A 19,192-nucleotide genomic window follows, 5' to 3' on the forward strand; every position below is an offset into this window, starting at 1 on the left:
GTGCTCAAAATCCTCACGTACTACGTGTACGCTCCGGTTTTTGCGCGCTGTCCGTGTCCAAACTGGCTGCGCCAATAACGCCTGGTGGGATAGGCTCTAAGCCGTTGGCGATGACTGAAAGCGGCGGAAAACTGCCAGTTCTGGTCGGGCGATGCGCAGATAGTCCTGTGTATTCATAATGACTGATTTTTCCAGCAGGCCGGCATTAAAGGCAATTTCATCGAAACGCTCAAACAGGAGCGGATCGGCGACCAGTTTCAGATTAGGGTGAAAACTGAAAGGCGGGATCGCGCCAAAAACGCAGCCGGTCAGCATATCGACTTCCGCCGGGCTGGCAAGGGAAGCGCGTAAGCCGCCCAGATGTGAAGCAAGCTGAGAGAGGTCGGCTTGCTGATCGGCCGCCAGAATAGCAAGAACGTGCTGGTTGACGCCGTTGCCTTTGACTTTACAGACCAGCGCTTTTGCGCCCTGGCCCAGCGCAGTACCGCGTATTTCAGATACCGCTTCGCATTTCCCTACCGCTTCATGGTTCACCACACGATAGCGCGCGTTCTCCTGGGTTAATAAAGCCACTAAACGTTGGTGTGTAGCGACACCCTTCGCGACTTCAGTCATTTCGGCCATTTCTCACTCCTGGTGCAATATGAACATTTACTGCGAAGCACTATGATGAACGATGTTGTTTTTGTTGTTTGTTCAGATAGAGCTGCGCATCGGAAGCCTGGTAGGCATCATTAATCGTATCATTGGGCTGCATATTATAAATCCCGGCAGAAAAATGGACTGTCTTATCCGGTGCGATAATTTGCAGGTTACGAATAATACGCTCCGGCAGATGGATAGCCAAATCCGCCGCGTAATCAACAAGAATAATACAGAACTCATCGCCGCCGAGGCGAATGGCGTAATCGCTTTTACGAATCGATGTTTTAATCGCTTTCGCCAACAGGGTTATAATTCGGTCGCCTTCCTGGTGCCCCTGGGTATCGTTGATCAGTTTTAACCTATCGCAATCAATAGCGACAAATGTCACCGGCGTCCCGGTATTGACCAGGCGTTGCAGTCGCTGTTCCAGCACCGGTGTTAATATTTTACGGTTGTAAAGCCCGGTCATGGCATCGCTAATATTTTCGCGTGTGACGTTGCGATAAAGCCGAAAGTGCATCCGTACCATATTAAGCAGGAGCGCCGTTGCCAGTAAGTAAAAGGCCAGCGCTTTCCAGGACGAGACAAGGAAATAGGTTAAATCAAGGGACAACGAAACGCGCAGTCCACCAGGGATATCATGGCTATAATTCACATATTGAAACAGATTATTTTTGCTTTGATTAATAAGAATTTCTTTTCCGGAGTCCATGTCCTTTAGTGTTACGTTAAGATAACGCCAAACCAGCGGACGGTCCTGAGTATAAAAAATATTTTTTAAATTATCCTGGTTAACATCCACCATCACGATACCTTTTAACGTTCCCGCCAGATAGACTGGCGTTAAAAAGCTCATGACGTTTTCCTGGGTAATATCATCCATGTAAATACTTGAAATAACCGTACGGCCGGTAAAAAGTTTATCTATATCTTTTCTGTTAATACCCATTGTGCCTTTTTGTAAAAAAGTCCAACGATGCATGGCGAAGCGCCGTGAGTTGATTAAATCATAGAAATAGACATAATATTTATTTAAATCAACGTAATAACGGAATTTAAGCTCCAGTGTGCCCAGCCCGTGACTGTGGTCGTCCTGCGAACGGTTGATGCTTACCGCCTGATCAAATGCAGGCAGTAAAAGGGCGTCATCAAGATTATCGGTACATTGTGTAGCGGCGGTTTGCAGGGTGCCATGTAGCGCCGGATAATTATGCCGGGTCAGGTTGACACCGTGCGTACCGTTAATAGCCTCAAAGGCGTCGCAAAACGCGCGGCGTTTTTCTGCAGTGACGGGATCTCCCGGCGCTTCAAAAGTTCGCATCAAATGTGCGGCGATGCTTTGATTCTGGTACTTATCGTACAAAAACGACGAATCGGCTCTCTCCATGATATAACGCATATAGGCATTCATTGCCCTGTCGCTGGCAATAAGTTCGTAAATCAGGAAGGACGATGTCAAAACGATGACGCTTGCTGAGATAAAGTGCCTGAGCGCTTTATGATGCAAATTCATGATGAACTACAGCCCTGAAAGTCGGATGCGTTAGTTTACCATAGCGATGAGAATTCCTCTAATAGACTGTTTAAAAATAAAACGTGTTGATGTTATGAAATAAAAATCATTCTCGATTTAATAAATTCAATAATATGTGATGTTGATATTTTCAGTCGTAACTATTGTCGCAAAAAGTAAATTGTTAATTAACGGCATCGATTTAACACTAACGAAAATCAAATGGTTTTTATGACTTTTTTGTAAGCTGCAAAACCTGATTCTCTGCAATTCCCGCCACCTTCTGGTGAGCATTGCTGGCATTAATAAATCCATAGGCTTTCAGTGGTAAGTAAGAGCATGTAGGGTAAATCCAGTCAGTTGATATACAGGTTTACGGCTATTGTAGTGGCGGTATGTATAATCGCCTTGTTAGTGATAAATCAGCCCGTGACGCATTACGGGCTGATTTAGGGTTATGCACTTTGATTGGCGCTCTGTTTCTGAAACAATTCGCGGAATACCGGATAAATATCCTCCTGATCGCGAATATGCTGCATGGCGAAGTTATCGAACGTCGCCTGTAGATGTTCATACTCGCGCCATAAGGTCTGGTGGGCGCGGCGGGTAATCTCAATATAGCTGTAATAGCGCACTACCGGCAGCAGCTTTTTCGCCAGAATCTCATGACACAGCGGTGAATCGTCGGCCCAGTTATCACCGTCTGACGCTTGCGCCGCATAGATGTTCCATTGCCCCGGGTCGTAGCGCTCTTTAACCACTTCATCCATGAGTTTAAGCGCGCTGGAGACAATCGTCCCCCCGGTCTCTTGCGAATAAAAGAACTCATGTTCGTCCACTTCCTTCGCCTGGGTATGGTGGCGGATATAAACCACTTCTACGTTCTTATACGTTCGGCTCAAAAACAGATAAAGCAGAATGTAAAAACGCTTGGCCATATCTTTGGTTGCCTGGTCCATCGAACCCGAGACGTCCATCAGACAGAACATCACCGCCTGGCTGGAGGGCTCAGGCCGTTTTTCATAATTTTTATAGCGTAAATCAAAGGTGTCGATAAACGGCACTCGCTCGATTTTAGCCCGTAGTTCGGCAATCTCCCGACGTAACCGCTCCTCTTCAAGCAGTTGAGCTGGTTCGCTGTGGCTGATGGTCTCCAGTTCCGTTTCCAGCGCGTGCAGTTCGCGGCGTTTTCCTGCCGTCATTGCTGTACGGCGCGCCAGAGAGTTTTGTAGCGAACGTACCACGCTGATATTGGCCGGCACGCCGTTTGAGGTGAAACCGGCGCGGTGAGTTTTATACTCGTTAAGCTGGCGATGCTGGTTTTTTTTCAGATTAGGCAGCGCTAAATCTTCAAAGAGCAGATCCAGATACTCATCTTTTGAAATCTGAAAAACAAACTCATCCTGGCCTTCGCCGTCCTGGCTGGCCTGACCTTGACCGCTGCCGGAACCGCCGCCACCGCCTTGCGGACGCTCAATGCGATCATTCTGGATAAAGTGATCGTTACCCGGATGGACGCGATGGCGCAGACCGCCGCGCCCCTGATGAAACATCGGTTCGCTAATATCATCGGTTGGAATAGAGACGGACTCTCCGCTGTCGACATCGGTCACAGAGCGTTTATTAATCGCTTCGGAAATCGACTGCTTAATTTGTGCTTTATAACGACGCAAAAAGCGCTGGCGATTCACCGTGCTTTTATTTTTGCCGTTAAGACGTCGGTCTATGAACCAGGTCATATGCCCCCCGTACTGCCAACTGAGCGCCTGTTCTGTTAGTGCCGGATAGCGCTAACGCTTAGCCAGTCTACAGAACATTACTTTGTAGGCCCGGTAAGCGCAAGCGCCACCGGGCATTAACATCACGACGATTTACGCACGCGCAGGTACCACTCGCACAGCAAACGAACCTGCTTACGGGTATACCCTTTTTCCATCATCCGATCGACAAAGTCGTCATGCTTTTTCTGCTCGTCAGTCGACGTTTTGGCGTTAAAAGAAATGACCGGCAACAGCTCTTCAGTATTAGAGAACATTTTTTTCTCAATCACCGTGCGCAGCTTCTCGTAACTGGTCCAGTTTGGATTACGGCCGCTATTGTTGGCTCTGGCGCGCAGGACAAAGTTTACTATCTCATTACGGAAATCTTTCGGGTTACTGATACCCGCTGGTTTTTCAATTTTTTCCAGTTCGGCGTTCAGCGACTCGCGATCGAACAGTTGACCGGTATCTGGGTCGCGATACTCCTGATCCTGAATCCAGAAATCCGCATAAGTCACGTAACGATCAAAAATGTTCTGCCCGTACTCAGAATAAGATTCGAGATAGGCCGTCTGGATCTCCTTGCCGATAAATTCGGCGTATTTCGGGATCAGGTAGCCTTTCAGGAACTCCAGATAACGCTCAGCTTGCTCCTGCGGGAACTGCTCGCGCTCGATTTGTTGTTCCAGAACGTAGAACAGATGTACCGGGTTTGCCGCCACTTCCGCATGGTCGAAGTTGAATACGCGGGAGAGGATCTTAAAGGCGAATCGGGTGGAGAGACCGTTCATCCCTTCGTCCACACCCGCATAGTCGCGATACTCCTGGTACGATTTAGCTTTGGGGTCGGTATCTTTCAGGCTTTCACCGTCATAAACGCGCATTTTCGAGTAAATACTGGAATTTTCCGGCTCTTTCAGGCGGGAAAGAATCGAGAAGCGCGAAAGCGTTTCCAATGTGCCCGGCGCGCAGGGCGCATGAGCCAGCTCGCTATGATTAAGTAGTTTCTCGTAGATTTTGATCTCTTCGGAGATTCGCAGGCAATAAGGCACCTTCACAATATAGACACGGTCGAGGAACGCTTCGTTATTTTTATTGTTACGGAAAGTCACCCATTCAGATTCGTTTGAGTGGGCAAGTATGATGCCATTAAAGGGCAGGGCGGAAATACCTTCCGTACCATTGTAGTTACCTTCCTGAGTTGCGGTCAGCAAGGGGTGCAGCACCTTAATAGGCGCTTTAAACATCTCGACGAACTCCATGATCCCCTGGTTAGCGCGGCACAGCGCGCCAGAGTAACCATACGCATCCGGATCGTTCTGGGCGTGGTGTTCGAGTTTACGAATATCCACCTTGCCGACCAGCGCCGAAATATCCTGGTTGTTTTCATCGCCGGGTTCCGTTTTGGCGATGGCAATCTGCTCCAGAATGGAGGGCCAGACTTTCACCACGCGGAATTTAGTAATATCGCCGCCAAACTCATGCAGGCGTTTGGCCGCCCACGGGGACATAATCGTACCTAGATAGCGGCGCGGAATACCGTACTCTTTTTCCAGAATCTGCGCGTCTTCCTGCGGATTAAACAGGCATAATGGATGATCGTTGACCGGACTACGCTCGCCGTTGGCGCTTAAAACATAAATTGGCACGCGCTGCATTAGCGATTTCAGCCGTTCAGCGAGCGATGATTTGCCACCCCCCACAGGTCCCAGCAAATAGAGAATTTGCTTCTTCTCTTCCAGCCCTTGCGCCGCATGTTTCAGATAAGAGACAATCTGTTCAATCGCGTCTTCCATGCCGTAAAACTCTTCAAACGCAGGATAGCGAGCAATAACCCGGTTGGAGAAGAGTCGGGAAAGTCGGGGTTCCTGGGCAGTGTCGACCATATTAGGCTCGCCGATAGCCATTAATAGCCGCTCTGCCGCGTTGGCATAAGCACTGCGATCTTGCCGACAAATGGTAAGAAAATCCTGCAGTGTGAACTCTTCGTCCTTGGCAGCTTCGTAACGCTGGCGATAGTGATCGAATATATTCATGATATGCCATCCTTTCGTTTTTTCGCACATGTTAAGAGCCGTTCATATGAATAGTAGAGGCTCCCGGAAGAGGTAGACTGAACGCCGTCTCTGCTAAGGAAAAAAAAGCAACTCTCATGCCATTTTATTGGTCAGAAGATCAACGTGTCCGGTGATACACCTTCTTAACATTAAGCGTAGATGGCATTTGCAAAACTTGCCTGTACGCGTCAGTGGATTTCGATGACATATCAATAACTCATCAGGTAGAAAAGGCTGGTGGATATCAGAAAAAGCGTTCCCGGTCACATAACGATCATCAGCCGATCATCTGAAAATAATCGGTTGTGGTGATATTAAACGGTTACATTGTGTAAAATAGTTGGGCTTACAGGTATTGGCGGTTACACTTTTGCCGCAGAACATTTGAATAAGGAATTATGGATTGTGACCAAACTTAAACTTCTGGCTCTTGGCGTGTTTATTGCAACATCCGCCAGCGTCGCGCACGCTGAAAGCAACCTGACGTTGGGCGCAGGCGTTGGTGTGGTTGAACACCCTTATAAAGATTACGATAGCGACGTTTATCCGATACCGGTCATCGCTTATGAAAGCGAAAACTTCTGGTTCCGTGGTCTGGGCGGCGGGTACTACTTGTGGAATGACAATGCCGATAAGTTGTCAATCATGGCATACTGGTCCCCGATGTACTTCAAACCGGGCGACAGCGATGACCATCAGTTGCGTCGTCTGGACAGGCGTAAAAGTACTATGATGGCGGGCGTTTCTTACGCGCATCACACCCAGTATGGATTCCTGCGTACCTCACTGGCAGGGGATACGTTGGATAACAGTAACGGTATTGTCTGGGATCTGGCCTGGCTGTATCGGTATACCAATGGCGGGCTGACCTTAACGCCAGGTATCGGGGTTGAATGGAATAGCGAGAACCAGAACGATTACTATTACGGCGTATCACGTAAAGAATCTTCGCGTAGCGGCCTGCGCGGCTATAACCCGAACGATAGCTGGAACCCGTATCTTGAACTTAGCGCTAACTATAATTTCGCCGGTAACTGGAGCGTATATGGTACTGCGCGCTATACCCGCCTGTCGGATGAAATTACCGACAGCCCGATGGTGGATAAATCCTGGACCGGTATCCTTTCTACTGGCGTGACCTATAGATTCTGATTGATTGAATTTGCCGGAAAAACCATGACAAAGCCTGCGTTATGCAGGCTTTGTGCTAACTGAAACGCGAACATGGCGGCTTGCATAAATGCGCTGTTGACCGGGGATGGCGCAGCCTTACGTGATTTATACTTTGTTACATCAATTTAAAAAACTAGCCTTTTATATGAAAAATCCAGGTGATTACAACTGCGCTAACAATTAGCGTAATAATTGTTGCAATGCTGGCTGATATCGCCCTGTCACGTCCCGCTTATGCTATACCCATTCTTCACAGCGAGTAAGACGAATGAGCATAGTATTCAATACCGTAGCCAAGCCCAGCGGCAGTCTGTGTAACTTATCCTGCAAGTACTGTTTCTATCTTGATAAACCCCGGGGCCAGCGCGTCATGTCTGACGATGTGCTGGAGACGTATATCCGTCGGGTAATTGATGATACGCCATCCTCAGAGGTCTCGTTTTGCTGGCAGGGGGGAGAGCCGACGCTATGCGGTCTTTCTTTTTACCAAAAAGTGGTGCGCTTGCAGCAACGCTATGCCAACGGCAAAACTATCTACAACAGTCTGCAAACCAATGGCGTATTAATCAATGAAGAGTGGGCGGCATTCTTTGCGCAGCATCAGTTCCTGATTGGTATATCGATTGATGGGCCGCAAGTCGTTCATGATAATTACCGGAAAACACCGTCAGGGCGGGCGTCTTTTTCCCGAGTCGTTAATGCTATCCGCCTTCTGCAGGCAAATGATGTCGAGTTCAACACGCTCACTGTCGTGAATGATGCGTCATGCCGTCATGGCAACGCTATTTATCATTTTTTGACGCAGGAACTGGAAAGTAAACACCTGCAATTTATTCCCATTGTTGAGCCGCTCGCGCAAAAAGCGCAGCGTTCTTTGACGTTATCTGACAATGAAGATTCGCCTTCGTTGATGCCCTTTTCCGTCACGCCTGAAGGGTGGGGCGCCTTTATGTGCGATGTTTTTGATCAATGGATACGTCACGATGTCGGACGCATATTCGTACAGCTTTTTGACAACTTACTTGGCGTCTGGATGGGGGAGCCCGCCACGCTTTGTACGATGCAGTCGACCTGCGGGCAAAGTTTGCTGGTGGAGCAGAATGGCGACGTGTTTAGCTGTGACCATTTTGTTTTTCCCGCCTATAAACTGGGCAATCTGCAGCAACACTCTTTAGAAGAAATGGCGGCCTCTCCTTTTCAGCAGCAGTTTGGCGCGGCTAAAGCAAACCTTTCCTCACGCTGCCAGAACTGTACGTGGCGCTTTGCCTGTCACGGCGGTTGTCCGAAACATCGAATTTGTATGGACGGCGGCGAACGGCAAAATTATCTCTGTAAAGGATATCTGGAGTTCTTTCAACATGTGACGCCCTATATGAATGTGATGCGTCAATTATTACTGAATCAGCGACCCGCCGCGCATATTACCCGCATCGTCGACATGATTGCGGATGACGTTCGTCAGTGACAAGAAAATCGCCCCCTTGCGCGGTATGATGCCGGACATTACCGTAGGGTCTAAGAGTCCTGTATTGTTTTACCGTCGAGTGACATTGAAAAGGAAATGAAATCAGTGAAAAACGTAACGTTTTGCGGGCAGGTGACGCTTCCTGCCATCGGACAGGGAACATGGTATATGGGCGAGCGCGCGGATCAACGTCAGCGCGAGGTTTCGGCGCTGCGCGCGGGGCTGGATTTGGGGTTACGCCTTATTGATACGGCGGAAATGTATGCCGACGGCGGGGCGGAAAAGGTCGTGGGCGAGGCGTTAGCAGGGCGACGCGATGAGGCATTTCTGGTGTCAAAAGTGTACCCGTGGAACGCTGGCGGCCAGAAGATAGTTGCCGCCTGTGAGGAAAGCCTGCGTCGTCTGAAAACAGATTACCTCGATCTCTATCTATTGCACTGGGCCGGAAGCTTTTCATTCGAAGAGACCGTTGAAGGTATGGAGCGGCTAATCGCGCAGGGAAAAATTCGCCGTTGGGGAGTCTCTAATCTTGATTATGACGATATGCAGGCGCTGTGGCGCATCCCCGGGGGACAGCAATGCGCGACAAATCAGGTGCTCTATCATCTGGCGTCACGCGGTATTGAGTATGATTTATTGCCGTGGTGTCAACAACAGCGAATGCCAGTGATGGCCTATAGCCCGCTGGCTCAGGCTGGCCGGTTACGTAGCGGTTTACTGAATCATCCGGTGGTGAATGAAATTGCGCAAGCGCATAACGCAACGGCGGCGCAAATCTTACTGACGTGGGTGATTGCGCATCCGGGCGTGATGGCGATCCCGAAAGCCGGAAGTACAGAACACGTGAAGCAAAATGCGGCGGCGCTTGAGATCGCCTTGTCAGCAAACGAACTTGCCTTACTGGACAACGCCTGGCCTGCGCCAAAAGGGAAAACCGCGTTGGATATGGTGTGACGCCGGATAAAATGTGTAAGCGCCGCCATCCGGCAAGTCATGCCTGATGGCGGCTGACGCCTTCCAGAGTCTATAGCAACGCCGTTATCCATTCACTTTTAGCGTTTAGCGACGCAGATAGTCTGCGCCAGACGAGAGGGTTTTTCTTCTGTGGCTTGTTGCGGCGCAGTAGCGTAAACCGTTTCAACGCAGACAAACGTTTTATAGCCGTCATCCGGCATGTCGCCCATGCTGACGGACAACGCCGGGCCAGGGTTCCAGCCTACGACGTTAAGGTGATGGTGGTGAACTACATCAATCGTGCGGTTTAATGTCGCATCGTGGATCACGCTACATGCTTCAGGATTGAGGTAAACGCGATCGGTACGGTCCGGAAAGGTTTGTATACCGTCGGCCAGGACATCTTCTTTAGCGTCGTTAACTTTATCAATAAACCGATCGCCGAGTCCGCTGACCTTAACGTTGGCGATGTCGCCAACGTTAAAATAGCTGTGGAGCGCGGATGTGGTTGCAAACTCGCCATGCGCTTCCAGTTCAATTTCACAGGTTTTGCCCACTTTAAAACGTGCCAGCAGCGTGAAATCGTGCGGCCAGTATTTCCGGGTGGCCTCACTGCTTTGCAGCTCAAATGTCAGCATTACGCCATTATCATCTTCATTATGCGCTTTTAGCGCCCACGGTAGATTACGCGCAAAGCCGTGTGACGGCAGACCCTGTTGAGCCGCAGGTCCAAACCAGGGCCAGCAGATCGGTACGCCGCCGCGTAGCGCCACGCCGGTTTTGAAAGGCGTATTATTACTGAGCCACAATACCTCTTCCTCGCCAACGGGTTTCCAGGAGAGAAGGTGCGCGCCCTGTAATGCAAAAGAGGCTTTAACCTGCGGATGGTCAACGACGATCAGATCCAGGTCATCAAGCTGACGACGGGAAAGGACAGGGGTAAGCTGTTCGATAACCGGGAGGGCAAAAATTTTATTAATCATTACGCAATCCTCTTAACCCTAAATAATTCGAGTTGCATGACAAGGCGCTTGTGCCTTGACCAGTGCTTGCGCTGGCCCGTAGAGACGAGGCCGCAGGCCGAGTAACGCGGCAAGTGAACGACAAATTCATCGGGAACGAACTTGAACAACCGTAGGTCATCTCCGGCCAGGGACATCCCTGATTCATCCCGATAAGTTCGACTTCCGTCAGTGATTCGGGTGAGAAAGCATAGCCAACACACCTGCAACTTGAAGTATGACGGGTATATCTTTAAGCAAAAAAAAGAGCGACCTGAGTCGCTCTTACCAATGACTGTGTCATCTCAACTTATTTGGAGATGTGAGCAATCAGGTCCAGTACTTTGTTGGAGTAACCGGTTTCGTTATCGTACCAGGAGACCAGTTTCACGAAGTTGTCGTTCAGCGCGATGCCTGCTTTAGCATCGAACACGGAAGTGCATACTTCGCCGTTGAAATCGGTAGATACAACGTCGTCTTCGGTGTAACCCAGAACGCCTTTCATTTCGCCTTCGGCAGCAGCTTTAACAGCAGCTTTGATCTGCTCGTAGGTAGCCGCTTTTTCCAGACGAACGGTCAGGTCAACAACGGATACGTTCGGAGTAGGAACACGGAACGCCATACCGGTCAGTTTGCCATTCAGTTCAGGCAGTACTTTACCTACCGCTTTAGCAGCGCCAGTAGAGGACGGGATGATGTTCTGAGATGCGCCGCGGCCGCCGCGCCAGTCTTTGTGAGACGGGCCGTCAACGGTTTTCTGGGTTGCGGTAGTCGCGTGAACAGTAGTCATCAGACCTTCGATGATGCCGAAGTTGTCGTTGATAACTTTAGCCAGCGGCGCCAGGCAGTTGGTGGTGCAGGAAGCGTTGGAAACGATGTCCTGGCCTTCGTATTTGTCAAAGTTAGCGCCTTTAACAAACATTGGGGTGTTGTCTTTAGACGGACCCGTCAGAACCACTTTTTTCGCGCCAGCGGTGATGTGTTTACGCGCGGTTTCGTCAGTCAGGAAGATACCGGTAGCTTCAGCCACTACGTCAACACCAACTTCGTCCCATTTCAGGTTAGCCGGATCGCGTTCAGCGGTAACACGGATTTTTTTACCGTTAACGATCAGATGACCGTCTTTCACTTCAACAGTACCGTCGAAACGGCCGTGAGTGGAGTCATATTTCAGCATGTATGCCATGTACTCTGCGTCTAACAGGTCGTTGATTGCAACGATCTCGATGTCAGAACGTTTCTGAGCAGCACGGAAAACAATGCGACCGATACGGCCAAAACCGTTGATACCTACTTTGATAGTCATATATTCCACCAGCTATTTGTTAGTGAATAAAAGGTTGCCTGTAAAATTACAAAAACCTTACGCAGCGTCAAGCGGAATCGTGTCAATCATTGCGACAAATCAATCCTCTGCACAACCTTTGCGCGGCTGATTCGCCTCACTCTTCCTTTCGGCTTGAAACCACATGGGGGCGCCGCCCCGAATTTTAAAGGGCAACCGAGATAATAATGTGACATCAGTCACGATTCGTGAGCCGCCATTTCGCAATGATCAAGTTTAGAACAAAAGTTGGTACTGAGGTGTTAATGTTTTGTTAGAATCGGTCAGGCAATGTGAGCACGTTTAAAGTGAGATGTGAGCAAATGGCTAACCAACCTTCAGCAGAAGAACTCAAGAAAAAATTGTCCGAAATGCAATTCTACGTGACGCAGGATCGTGGCACAGAACCGCCATTTACCGGACGCCTGCTACATAATAAACGCGATGGGGTTTATCACTGCCTGGTCTGTGATACGCCGCTTTTTCACTCCCACACCAAATACGATTCAGGCTGCGGCTGGCCTAGCTTTTACCAGCCTGTCAGCGAAGAGGCGATTCGTTACATAGACGATTTTTCTCATGGCATGCAGCGTGTCGAAATTCGTTGCGGTAACTGCGATGCGCATCTCGGACACGTTTTCCCGGACGGGCCGCAGCCAACCGGTGAGCGCTATTGCGTTAACTCGGCCTCGCTGGCCTTTTCTGACGAGAAAAACGGCGATCAATTGAAAGGCTGAAAAAACGATTCAGCAAATTATTCCACAGGAGCGGACACATCATGAATCTTGATGAGATCATTAACAGCATGACGCCGGAAGTGTATCAACGTTTATCCACCGCCGTTGAGCTGGGTAAGTGGCCGGATGGCGTGGCGTTGACGCCGGAACAGAAAGAAAACAGCCTGCAACTGGTGATGCTATGGCAGGCGCGGCACAATACCGAAGCGCAACATATGACGATCGATACTCACGGTCAGATGGTGATGAAAAGCAAGCAGCAGCTCAAAGCGGATTTCGGTATTACGTCAAAGCCGATTGCGACATTGAAAATGCAGTAACGGCAGCCGGATAAGAGGTAGCCGCCATCCGGCGGTTTCATTGCCAATGCGTTGTGCTTACCGGGCCTGCTCATTGCTGCCAGGCACAGGCCCGCCATATTTTTACGAATAACGCTTAATGTCCAGCGAGTCCGCCAACTGTGTCGCTAACTGATTATTGTCATCGGCGGCCTATTCCCAGAACTTGCGCCAGCCAGCCCGCGCTTTTTAATCTGGTCCGCGTTGATCGCCACCGAGCGCGGATTTTCATAAGGGAGGGCAAACAGCGCTTTCCCCCGGCAGACTTCACTGACAGCAGCAGGCCAGGCGTTTGAGTCATACGGATTGGCGTTGAAATACTGCGTGCCGTAGGCCATGTCGTAAGTCATCAAATTGATAAAGTCGAGCTACGGGGCTATAGCTTTCACGTCCAGCCAGCTTTTCGGACTTTCCGCATTCGCGCCGACGGCGAGGGTGACCCGTTTTTGGGGCCTATTAGCTGACGAAGCGCTTTTAAATGCGACGTTAAACGAATATTCCCAGTCAAGATCGATCCCATCGAGACCATATTTGTCGACAATCTTCTGCGCCGGTTTAATAAACACCGCGCGGGCTTCTTTAACGATCCTCTTCGACATCTAAAACAGAAACACGCCACAGAATGGAGTGACGAAAAAATAACCGCAGCAGATTAGCGTCTTCATCCATGGAAACCTGCGCAGGCGTTCACGCCGTCTTTCGCGATACGGCTTCCATCTTTTTGGTTTTATCGCCGTTTGTTTCGTTGAGTTTGTGATCTTGGTTGGTAAATACAGATCATTATCTGTGTTTTAAAGATTTATCGTTGACCTTAAAGATTTTATGGTTAAGTATGATGAGCATTGATGCACACCAAACACAAAGGAAGATGCAATGAAAGCACTGGCGAGATTTGGCAAGGCCTTTGGCGGCTACAAAATGATTGATGTCCCGGAGCCGGTATGCGGTCCGGAAGACGTGATTATCGAAATCAAAGCGGCGGCGATCTGCGGCGCGGATATGAAGCACTATAACGTTGACAGCGGGTCCGACGAATTTAACTCCGTTCGCGGTCATGAATTCGCCGGACGTATCGCGCGGGTGGGCGAAAAAGTGAAAGACTGGAAAGTCGGCCAGCGCGTGGTTTCTGACAACAGCGGACACGTTTGCGGCGTTTGCCCTGCCTGTGAACAAGGTGATTTTCTGTGTTGTACAGAAAAAGTGAATCTGGGTCTGGATAACAACACCTGGGGCGGTGGATTTTCCAAATACTGCCTGGTTCCGGGAGAAATCCTGAAAATCCATCGCCATGCCCTGTGGGAGATCCCGGAAGGCGTGGATTACGAGGAAGCCGCAGTACTGGACCCTATCTGCAACGCCTATAAATCTATCGCCCAGCAATCCAAATTTTTACCCGGCCAGGACGTGGTAGTCATCGGCACCGGTCCGTTAGGTCTGTTTTCGGTCCAAATGGCCCGCATTATGGGGGCGGTAAATATCGTGGTGGTTGGCCTGGATGAGGATGTTCCTGTCCGTTTCCCTGTGGCCAAAGAACTCGGCGCGACGGCGTTTGTTAACGGCTCCACGGAAGATGTCGTCGCACGCTGCCAGGAGATTTGCGGCAAAGACAACCTCGGTCTGGTGATCGAATGCTCCGGTGCCAACATTGCGCTTAAACAGGCCATCGACATGCTGCGGCCAAATGGTGAAGTGGTTCGCGTCGGTATGGGATTTAAGCCGCTCGATTTCTCCATTAACGACATTACTTCCTGGAACAAAAGCATCATTGGGCATATGGCCTATGACTCCACATCCTGGCGCAATGCGATTCGCCTGCTTGCCAGCGGCGCTATCAAAGTAAAACCAATGATCACCCATCGTATCGGTCTTTCTCAGTGGCGCGAAGGCTTTGACGCAATGGTCGATAAGACAGCCATTAAAGTGATCATGACCTACGACTTTGATGAATAACCCTTCTGCTAAAGGAACGTTATCGCATGGAACAGATAACAAAACCGCACTGCGGCGCCCGGCTGGATCGCCTGCCGGATTGCCGCTGGCATTCATCAATGTTTGCCGTCGTCGCCTTTGGTCTGCTTGTTTGCTGGAGTAATGCCGTCGGCGGATTAATTCTTGCCCAGCTCAAGGAGTTAGGCTGGACCGATAATTCCACGACAGCCACCTTCTCCGCCATTACCACGGCGGGGATGTTTCTCGGCGCGCTGGTGGGCGGCATTATCGGCGATAAAACCGGACGCAGGAACGCCTTTATTCTTTATGAAGCGATTCACATTGCCTCGATGGTCGTGGGCGCATTTTCACCGAATATGATGTTCCTGATTGCCTGTCGTTTTGTGATGGGCGTGGGATTAGGGGCACTACTGGTCACGCTGTTCGCCGGATTTACTGAGTACATGCCCGGCAGAAATCGCGGCACCTGGTCGAGTCGTGTTTCGTTTATTGGCAACTGGTCATATCCATTGTGTTCCCTGATTGCAATGGGGCTGACGCCGCTAATTAGCGCGGAATGGAACTGGCGCGTGCAGTTACTGATCCCGGCTGTGCTGTCGCTGATTGCTACCGCGCTTGCCTGGCGATACTTCCCTGAATCTCCCCGCTGGCTGGAATCGCGCGGGCGTTATCAGGAAGCCGAAAAGGTTATGCAGGCCATTGAAGCAGGCATCGAACGTCAGACAGGAAAACCGCTGCCGCCGGTTGTTATTGAAAGCAGCGGCAAGCCGCCGCGTTCCGTACCGTATTCAGCGTTGCTCACTGGCGTATTACTGAAACGCGTTATTTTGGGTTCCTGCGTGCTGATTGCCATGAACGTTGTGCAATACACGTTAATTAACTGGCTGCCCACCATCTTTATGACACAGGGCATCAACCTCAAAGATTCGATCGTTTTAAATACCATGAGTATGTTCGGCGCACCGTTTGGCATATTTATCGCTATGCTGGTAATGGATAAAATTCCGCGCAAAACCATGGGTGTCGGTTTATTAATTCTGATTGCCGTGCTGGGATATATTTATTCGCTGCAAACCAGCATGTTGCTCATCACCTTAATTGGCTTTTTCCTGATTACCTTTGTCTATATGTATGTCTGTTATGCCTCGGCGGTCTATGTGCCGGAGATCTGGCCAACAGAAGCGAAACTTCGCGGTTCCGGCCTGGCGAACGCTGTCGGCAGAATCAGCGGTATCGCTGCCCCCTATGCGGTGGCGGTATTACTCAACGGTTATGGCGTGACGGGCGTTTTCGTCCTGCTGGGCGCTGTCTCGATTATCGTCGCCGTCGCAATAGCGACTATCGGAATCGAGACCAAGGGTGTTTCGGTCGAAAGTCTGGGCATTGATAAGGTCACGAGTAAATAAAGGAATAAAAATGAAAAATTCAAAAGCGATATTAAAAACGCCGGGCACCATGAAAATTATCGCAGCGGATATTCCGGTGCCAAAAGATAACGAAGTGCTGATCAAAGTGGAATATGTCGGTATTTGCGGTTCAGATGTTCACGGTTTTGAATCCGGGCCATTCATTCCGCCGAAGGATCCAAATCAGGAAATTGGCCTGGGGCATGAGTGTGCCGGAACGGTCATTGCGGTCGGCAATCGGGTAAGCAAATTTAAGCCAGGCGATCGGGTTAATATCGAGCCGGGCGTGCCGTGCGGCCACTGCCGCTATTGTCTGGAAGGAAAATACAATATTTGTCCGGATGTTGATTTTATGGCGACGCAGCCGAATTATCGCGGGGCCTTAACTCACTATCTGTGCCATCCGGAAAGTTTTACGTACAAGCTTCCGGACAATATGGACACTATGGAAGGTGCGCTGGTGGAACCCGCTGCGGTTGGAATGCACGCGGCAATGCTGGCGGATGTTAAACCGGGTAAGAAAATCGTCATTCTCGGCGCGGGCTGCATTGGTTTAATGACCCTGCAAGCGTGTAAGTGTCTGGGGGCGACCAATATCGCGGTAGTGGATGTGCTGGAAAAACGGCTGGCAATGGCTGAACGACTGGGCGCGACAACCGTTATCAATGGGGCGAAAGAAGATACTGTCGCGCGCTGCCAGCAGTTCACCGACGATATGGGCGCCGATATTGTGTTTGAAACCGCCGGTTCCGCCGTCACAACTCAGCAAGCGCCGTATCTGGTCATGCGCGGCGGGAAGATCATGATTGTTGGCACTGTCGCGGGAGATTCAGCGATTAATTTCCTCAAAATTAACCGTGAAGTCTCCATCCAGACGGTATTCCGCTATGCCAACCGCTATCCGGTGACTATTGATGCCATCTCCTCCGGGCGTTTCGATGTGAAATCAATGGTGACGCATATTTACGATTACAAAGACGTGCAACGTGCATTTGAAGAATCGGTGAATAACAAACGCGACATTATTAAAGGCGTTATTAAAGTTTGCGATTAATAAAAAACGGGAGAAACAGCGATGTTGGCAGATATAAAATATTGGGAAAATGATGCACAAAATAAACATTACGCGATTGCGCACTTTAACGTGTGGAATGCGGAAATGTTGATGGGAGTGATTGATGCGGCGGAAGAGGCAAATTCGCCGGTTATTATCTCCTTTGGTACCGGATTTGTGGGCAATACTTCATTTGAAGACTTCTCTCATATGATGGTTTCCATGGCTAAAAAAGCCTCTGTGCCGGTAATTACCCACTGGGATCATGGACGTAGCATGGACATTATCCATAATGCCTGGGCGCACGGCATGAACTCGCTGATGCGTGACGCTTCATCCTTTGATTTTGAAGAAAATATTCGCCTGACCAAAGAAGCCGTTGATTTCTTTCATCCGCTGGGTATTCCGGTAGAGGCGGAGTTAGGGCACGTAGGGAACGAAACGGTGTATGAAGAGGCGTTGGCGGGGTATCACTATACCGACCCGGATCAGGCGGCGGAATTTGTAGCGCGCACCGGTTGTGACTCGCTGGCGGTCGCCATTGGCAACCAGCATGGCGTGTACACCTCTGAACCAAAACTGAATTTTGAGGTCGTGGAGCGCGTGCGCCAGGCAGTTTCCGTACCGCTAGTGTTACACGGCGCTTCCGGTATTAGCGACGCGGATATCAAAAAAGCCATTTCGCTGGGCATCTCGAAAATCAATATCCACACCGAACTGTGTCAGGCCGCGATGGTAGCTGTAAAAGAGAATCAGGATCAGCCGTTCCTGCATCTGGAACGCGAAGTACGCAAAGCGGTAAAAGCCCGTGCACTGGAAAAAATCAAACTGTTTGGTTCAGATGGTAAAGCGGAATGATGATATGGACGAAATCGAAGTTCTTTGCATAGGGGCGGCCATTGTCGACATTCCTTTGCAACCGGTTAGTAAAAATATCTTTGATGTCGATTCGTATCCATTAGAACGAATTGCCATGACCACAGGGGGAGATGCGATTAATGAAGCCACGATTATTTCGCGTCTCGGGCATCGCACTGCGCTAATGAGTCGCGTTGGCGACGATGCGGCAGGATATTTTATTCTCGACCACTGTCGGAAGGAGAATATCGATATTCAGAGCCTGAAGCAGGATGCTGATATTGATACCTCAATTAATGTTGGGCTGGTGACTGATGATGGTGAGCGCACCTTTGTCACTAACCGTAACGGCAGTCTGTGGAAGCTAAATATTAACGATGTCGATTTTGACCGTTTTTCTCAGGTCAGGCTGTTATCACTGGCAAGTATCTTTAACAGCCCGCTGCTGGATGGCAAAGCATTAACGGCTATTTTTACGCAGGCGAAAGCGCATCAACTGGTTATCTGCGCTGACATGATCAAACCGCGGCTGAATGAAACTCTGGACGATATTCGCGAAGCGCTAAGTTTTGTCGATTATCTGTTTCCTAATATTGATGAAGCCAAAAAGCTGACCGGGAAAGAGACGCTGGATGATATTGCCGATTGTTTTTTGCAATGTGGCGTAAAAACGGTGGTGATTAAAACTGGCAAGAAAGGCTGCTTTATCAAAAGCGCCGATATAAAAATGGAGGTGCCTGCGGTGGCAGGCATTACCGCCATCGACACTATTGGCGCCGGCGATAATTTTGCATCGGGATTTATCGCCGCGCTGCTGGAGGGAAAAACGCTGCGTGAATGCGCACGGTTCGCCAATGCGACGGCCGCGATATCGGTACTCAGCGTGGGCGCCACAACGGGCGTGAAAAACAGAATGCTAGTGGAACAACTCCTGAATGAATACGAAGGGTAATAGCG

Annotated in this window: 16 protein-coding genes and 1 pseudogene; 10 read left to right on the plus strand and 7 right to left on the minus strand. The window is 49.9% G+C overall.

Going from position 1 to position 19,192, the window contains the following annotated elements; translation table 11 throughout:
• Positions 1 to 96 precede the first annotated feature (96 nt).
• The 4 genes from ACLJQJ_RS04970 to yeaG all read right to left on the minus strand — a co-directional run bounded on the left by ACLJQJ_RS04970 (position 97) and on the right by yeaG (position 5,954).
• Positions 97 to 615, minus strand: coding sequence for a YbaK/prolyl-tRNA synthetase associated domain-containing protein (locus ACLJQJ_RS04970; protein WP_010989016.1), 519 nt, complete (start codon positions 613 to 615; stop codon positions 97 to 99).
• 49 nt (positions 616 to 664) lie between these two features.
• On the minus strand, positions 665 to 2,158 hold the full coding sequence (gene dgcJ, locus ACLJQJ_RS04975; protein ID WP_063809663.1) for a diguanylate cyclase DgcJ: 1,494 nt from the start codon (positions 2,156 to 2,158) through the stop codon (positions 665 to 667).
• A 455-nt stretch (positions 2,159 to 2,613) separates the two neighbouring features.
• Positions 2,614 to 3,897: a YeaH/YhbH family protein gene (locus tag ACLJQJ_RS04980; protein WP_000219721.1), complete on the minus strand. Its 1,284-nt coding sequence runs from the start codon at positions 3,895 to 3,897 to the stop codon at positions 2,614 to 2,616.
• Positions 3,898 to 4,019: 122 nt separating this feature from the next.
• Positions 4,020 to 5,954 carry a protein kinase YeaG gene (gene yeaG, locus ACLJQJ_RS04985; RefSeq protein ID WP_001518010.1) on the minus strand — a complete coding sequence of 645 codons (1,935 nt, stop codon included), beginning with the start codon at positions 5,952 to 5,954 and terminating at the stop codon, positions 4,020 to 4,022.
• Between the two features lie 426 nt (positions 5,955 to 6,380).
• On the opposite strand from yeaG, the gene ACLJQJ_RS04990 reads away from it, so the two are divergent.
• The 3 genes from ACLJQJ_RS04990 to ACLJQJ_RS05000 all read left to right on the plus strand — a co-directional run bounded on the left by ACLJQJ_RS04990 (position 6,381) and on the right by ACLJQJ_RS05000 (position 9,567).
• The gene (locus ACLJQJ_RS04990) at positions 6,381 to 7,127 is read left to right on the plus strand and encodes a MipA/OmpV family protein (protein WP_000163762.1); all 747 of its coding nucleotides are present in this window, start codon (positions 6,381 to 6,383) and stop codon (positions 7,125 to 7,127) included.
• Positions 7,128 to 7,416: 289 nt separating this feature from the next.
• Positions 7,417 to 8,613 (plus strand): anaerobic sulfatase maturase, encoded by a 1,197-nt coding sequence (locus tag ACLJQJ_RS04995; RefSeq protein WP_000029247.1) that lies wholly within the window; start codon positions 7,417 to 7,419, stop codon positions 8,611 to 8,613.
• 96 nt (positions 8,614 to 8,709) lie between these two features.
• Positions 8,710 to 9,567 carry an aldo/keto reductase gene (locus tag ACLJQJ_RS05000; RefSeq protein ID WP_000843751.1) on the plus strand — a complete coding sequence of 286 codons (858 nt, stop codon included), beginning with the start codon at positions 8,710 to 8,712 and terminating at the stop codon, positions 9,565 to 9,567.
• Positions 9,568 to 9,665: 98 nt separating this feature from the next.
• Here ACLJQJ_RS05000 and ACLJQJ_RS05005 read toward each other — a convergent pair whose 3' ends face one another.
• Together ACLJQJ_RS05005 and gapA are read right to left on the minus strand one after the other, a co-directional pair.
• Positions 9,666 to 10,550: a D-hexose-6-phosphate mutarotase gene (locus ACLJQJ_RS05005; protein ID WP_000608657.1), complete on the minus strand. Its 885-nt coding sequence runs from the start codon at positions 10,548 to 10,550 to the stop codon at positions 9,666 to 9,668.
• Between the two features lie 328 nt (positions 10,551 to 10,878).
• Entirely contained in the window at positions 10,879 to 11,874 is a 996-nt protein-coding gene (gene gapA, locus ACLJQJ_RS05010; protein ID WP_000153505.1) for a glyceraldehyde-3-phosphate dehydrogenase, read from the minus strand.
• Between the two features lie 341 nt (positions 11,875 to 12,215).
• Between gapA and msrB the strand changes: the two genes are divergently transcribed.
• Entirely contained in the window at positions 12,216 to 12,629 is a 414-nt protein-coding gene (msrB, locus tag ACLJQJ_RS05015) for a peptide-methionine (R)-S-oxide reductase MsrB (RefSeq protein ID WP_001519539.1), read from the plus strand.
• A 41-nt stretch (positions 12,630 to 12,670) separates the two neighbouring features.
• Positions 12,671 to 12,949, plus strand: coding sequence for a YeaC family protein (locus ACLJQJ_RS05020; protein WP_001046864.1), 279 nt, complete (start codon positions 12,671 to 12,673; stop codon positions 12,947 to 12,949).
• A gap of 174 nt (positions 12,950 to 13,123) precedes the next feature.
• On the opposite strand, the pseudogene ACLJQJ_RS05025 reads toward ACLJQJ_RS05020, so the two are convergent.
• Positions 13,124 to 13,545 (minus strand): annotated as a pseudogene (locus ACLJQJ_RS05025) (glycosyl hydrolase family 18 protein); the annotation flags it as partial.
• A gap of 295 nt (positions 13,546 to 13,840) precedes the next feature.
• On the opposite strand from ACLJQJ_RS05025, the gene ACLJQJ_RS05030 reads away from it, so the two are divergent.
• The 5 genes from ACLJQJ_RS05030 to ACLJQJ_RS05050 are packed head-to-tail and all read left to right on the plus strand — an operon-like array spanning position 13,841 to position 19,187.
• The gene (locus ACLJQJ_RS05030; protein WP_000645183.1) at positions 13,841 to 14,917 is read left to right on the plus strand and encodes a zinc-binding dehydrogenase; all 1,077 of its coding nucleotides are present in this window, start codon (positions 13,841 to 13,843) and stop codon (positions 14,915 to 14,917) included.
• Between the two features lie 26 nt (positions 14,918 to 14,943).
• A complete protein-coding gene (locus ACLJQJ_RS05035; protein ID WP_000435326.1) occupies positions 14,944 to 16,323 on the plus strand; it encodes an MFS transporter in 1,380 nt (459 codons plus the stop codon).
• Between the two features lie 10 nt (positions 16,324 to 16,333).
• Entirely contained in the window at positions 16,334 to 17,377 is a 1,044-nt protein-coding gene (locus ACLJQJ_RS05040) for an NAD(P)-dependent alcohol dehydrogenase (protein ID WP_001624385.1), read from the plus strand.
• Between the two features lie 21 nt (positions 17,378 to 17,398).
• On the plus strand, positions 17,399 to 18,235 hold the full coding sequence (locus ACLJQJ_RS05045; protein ID WP_000878867.1) for a ketose-bisphosphate aldolase: 837 nt from the start codon (positions 17,399 to 17,401) through the stop codon (positions 18,233 to 18,235).
• Between the two features lie 4 nt (positions 18,236 to 18,239).
• The gene (locus ACLJQJ_RS05050) at positions 18,240 to 19,187 is read left to right on the plus strand and encodes a sugar kinase (RefSeq protein WP_000343332.1); all 948 of its coding nucleotides are present in this window, start codon (positions 18,240 to 18,242) and stop codon (positions 19,185 to 19,187) included.
• Positions 19,188 to 19,192 lie beyond the last annotated feature (5 nt).

This window comes from Salmonella sp. SAL04202 (assembly GCF_046550775.1).
GTDB lineage: Bacteria > Pseudomonadota > Gammaproteobacteria > Enterobacterales > Enterobacteriaceae > Salmonella > Salmonella enterica.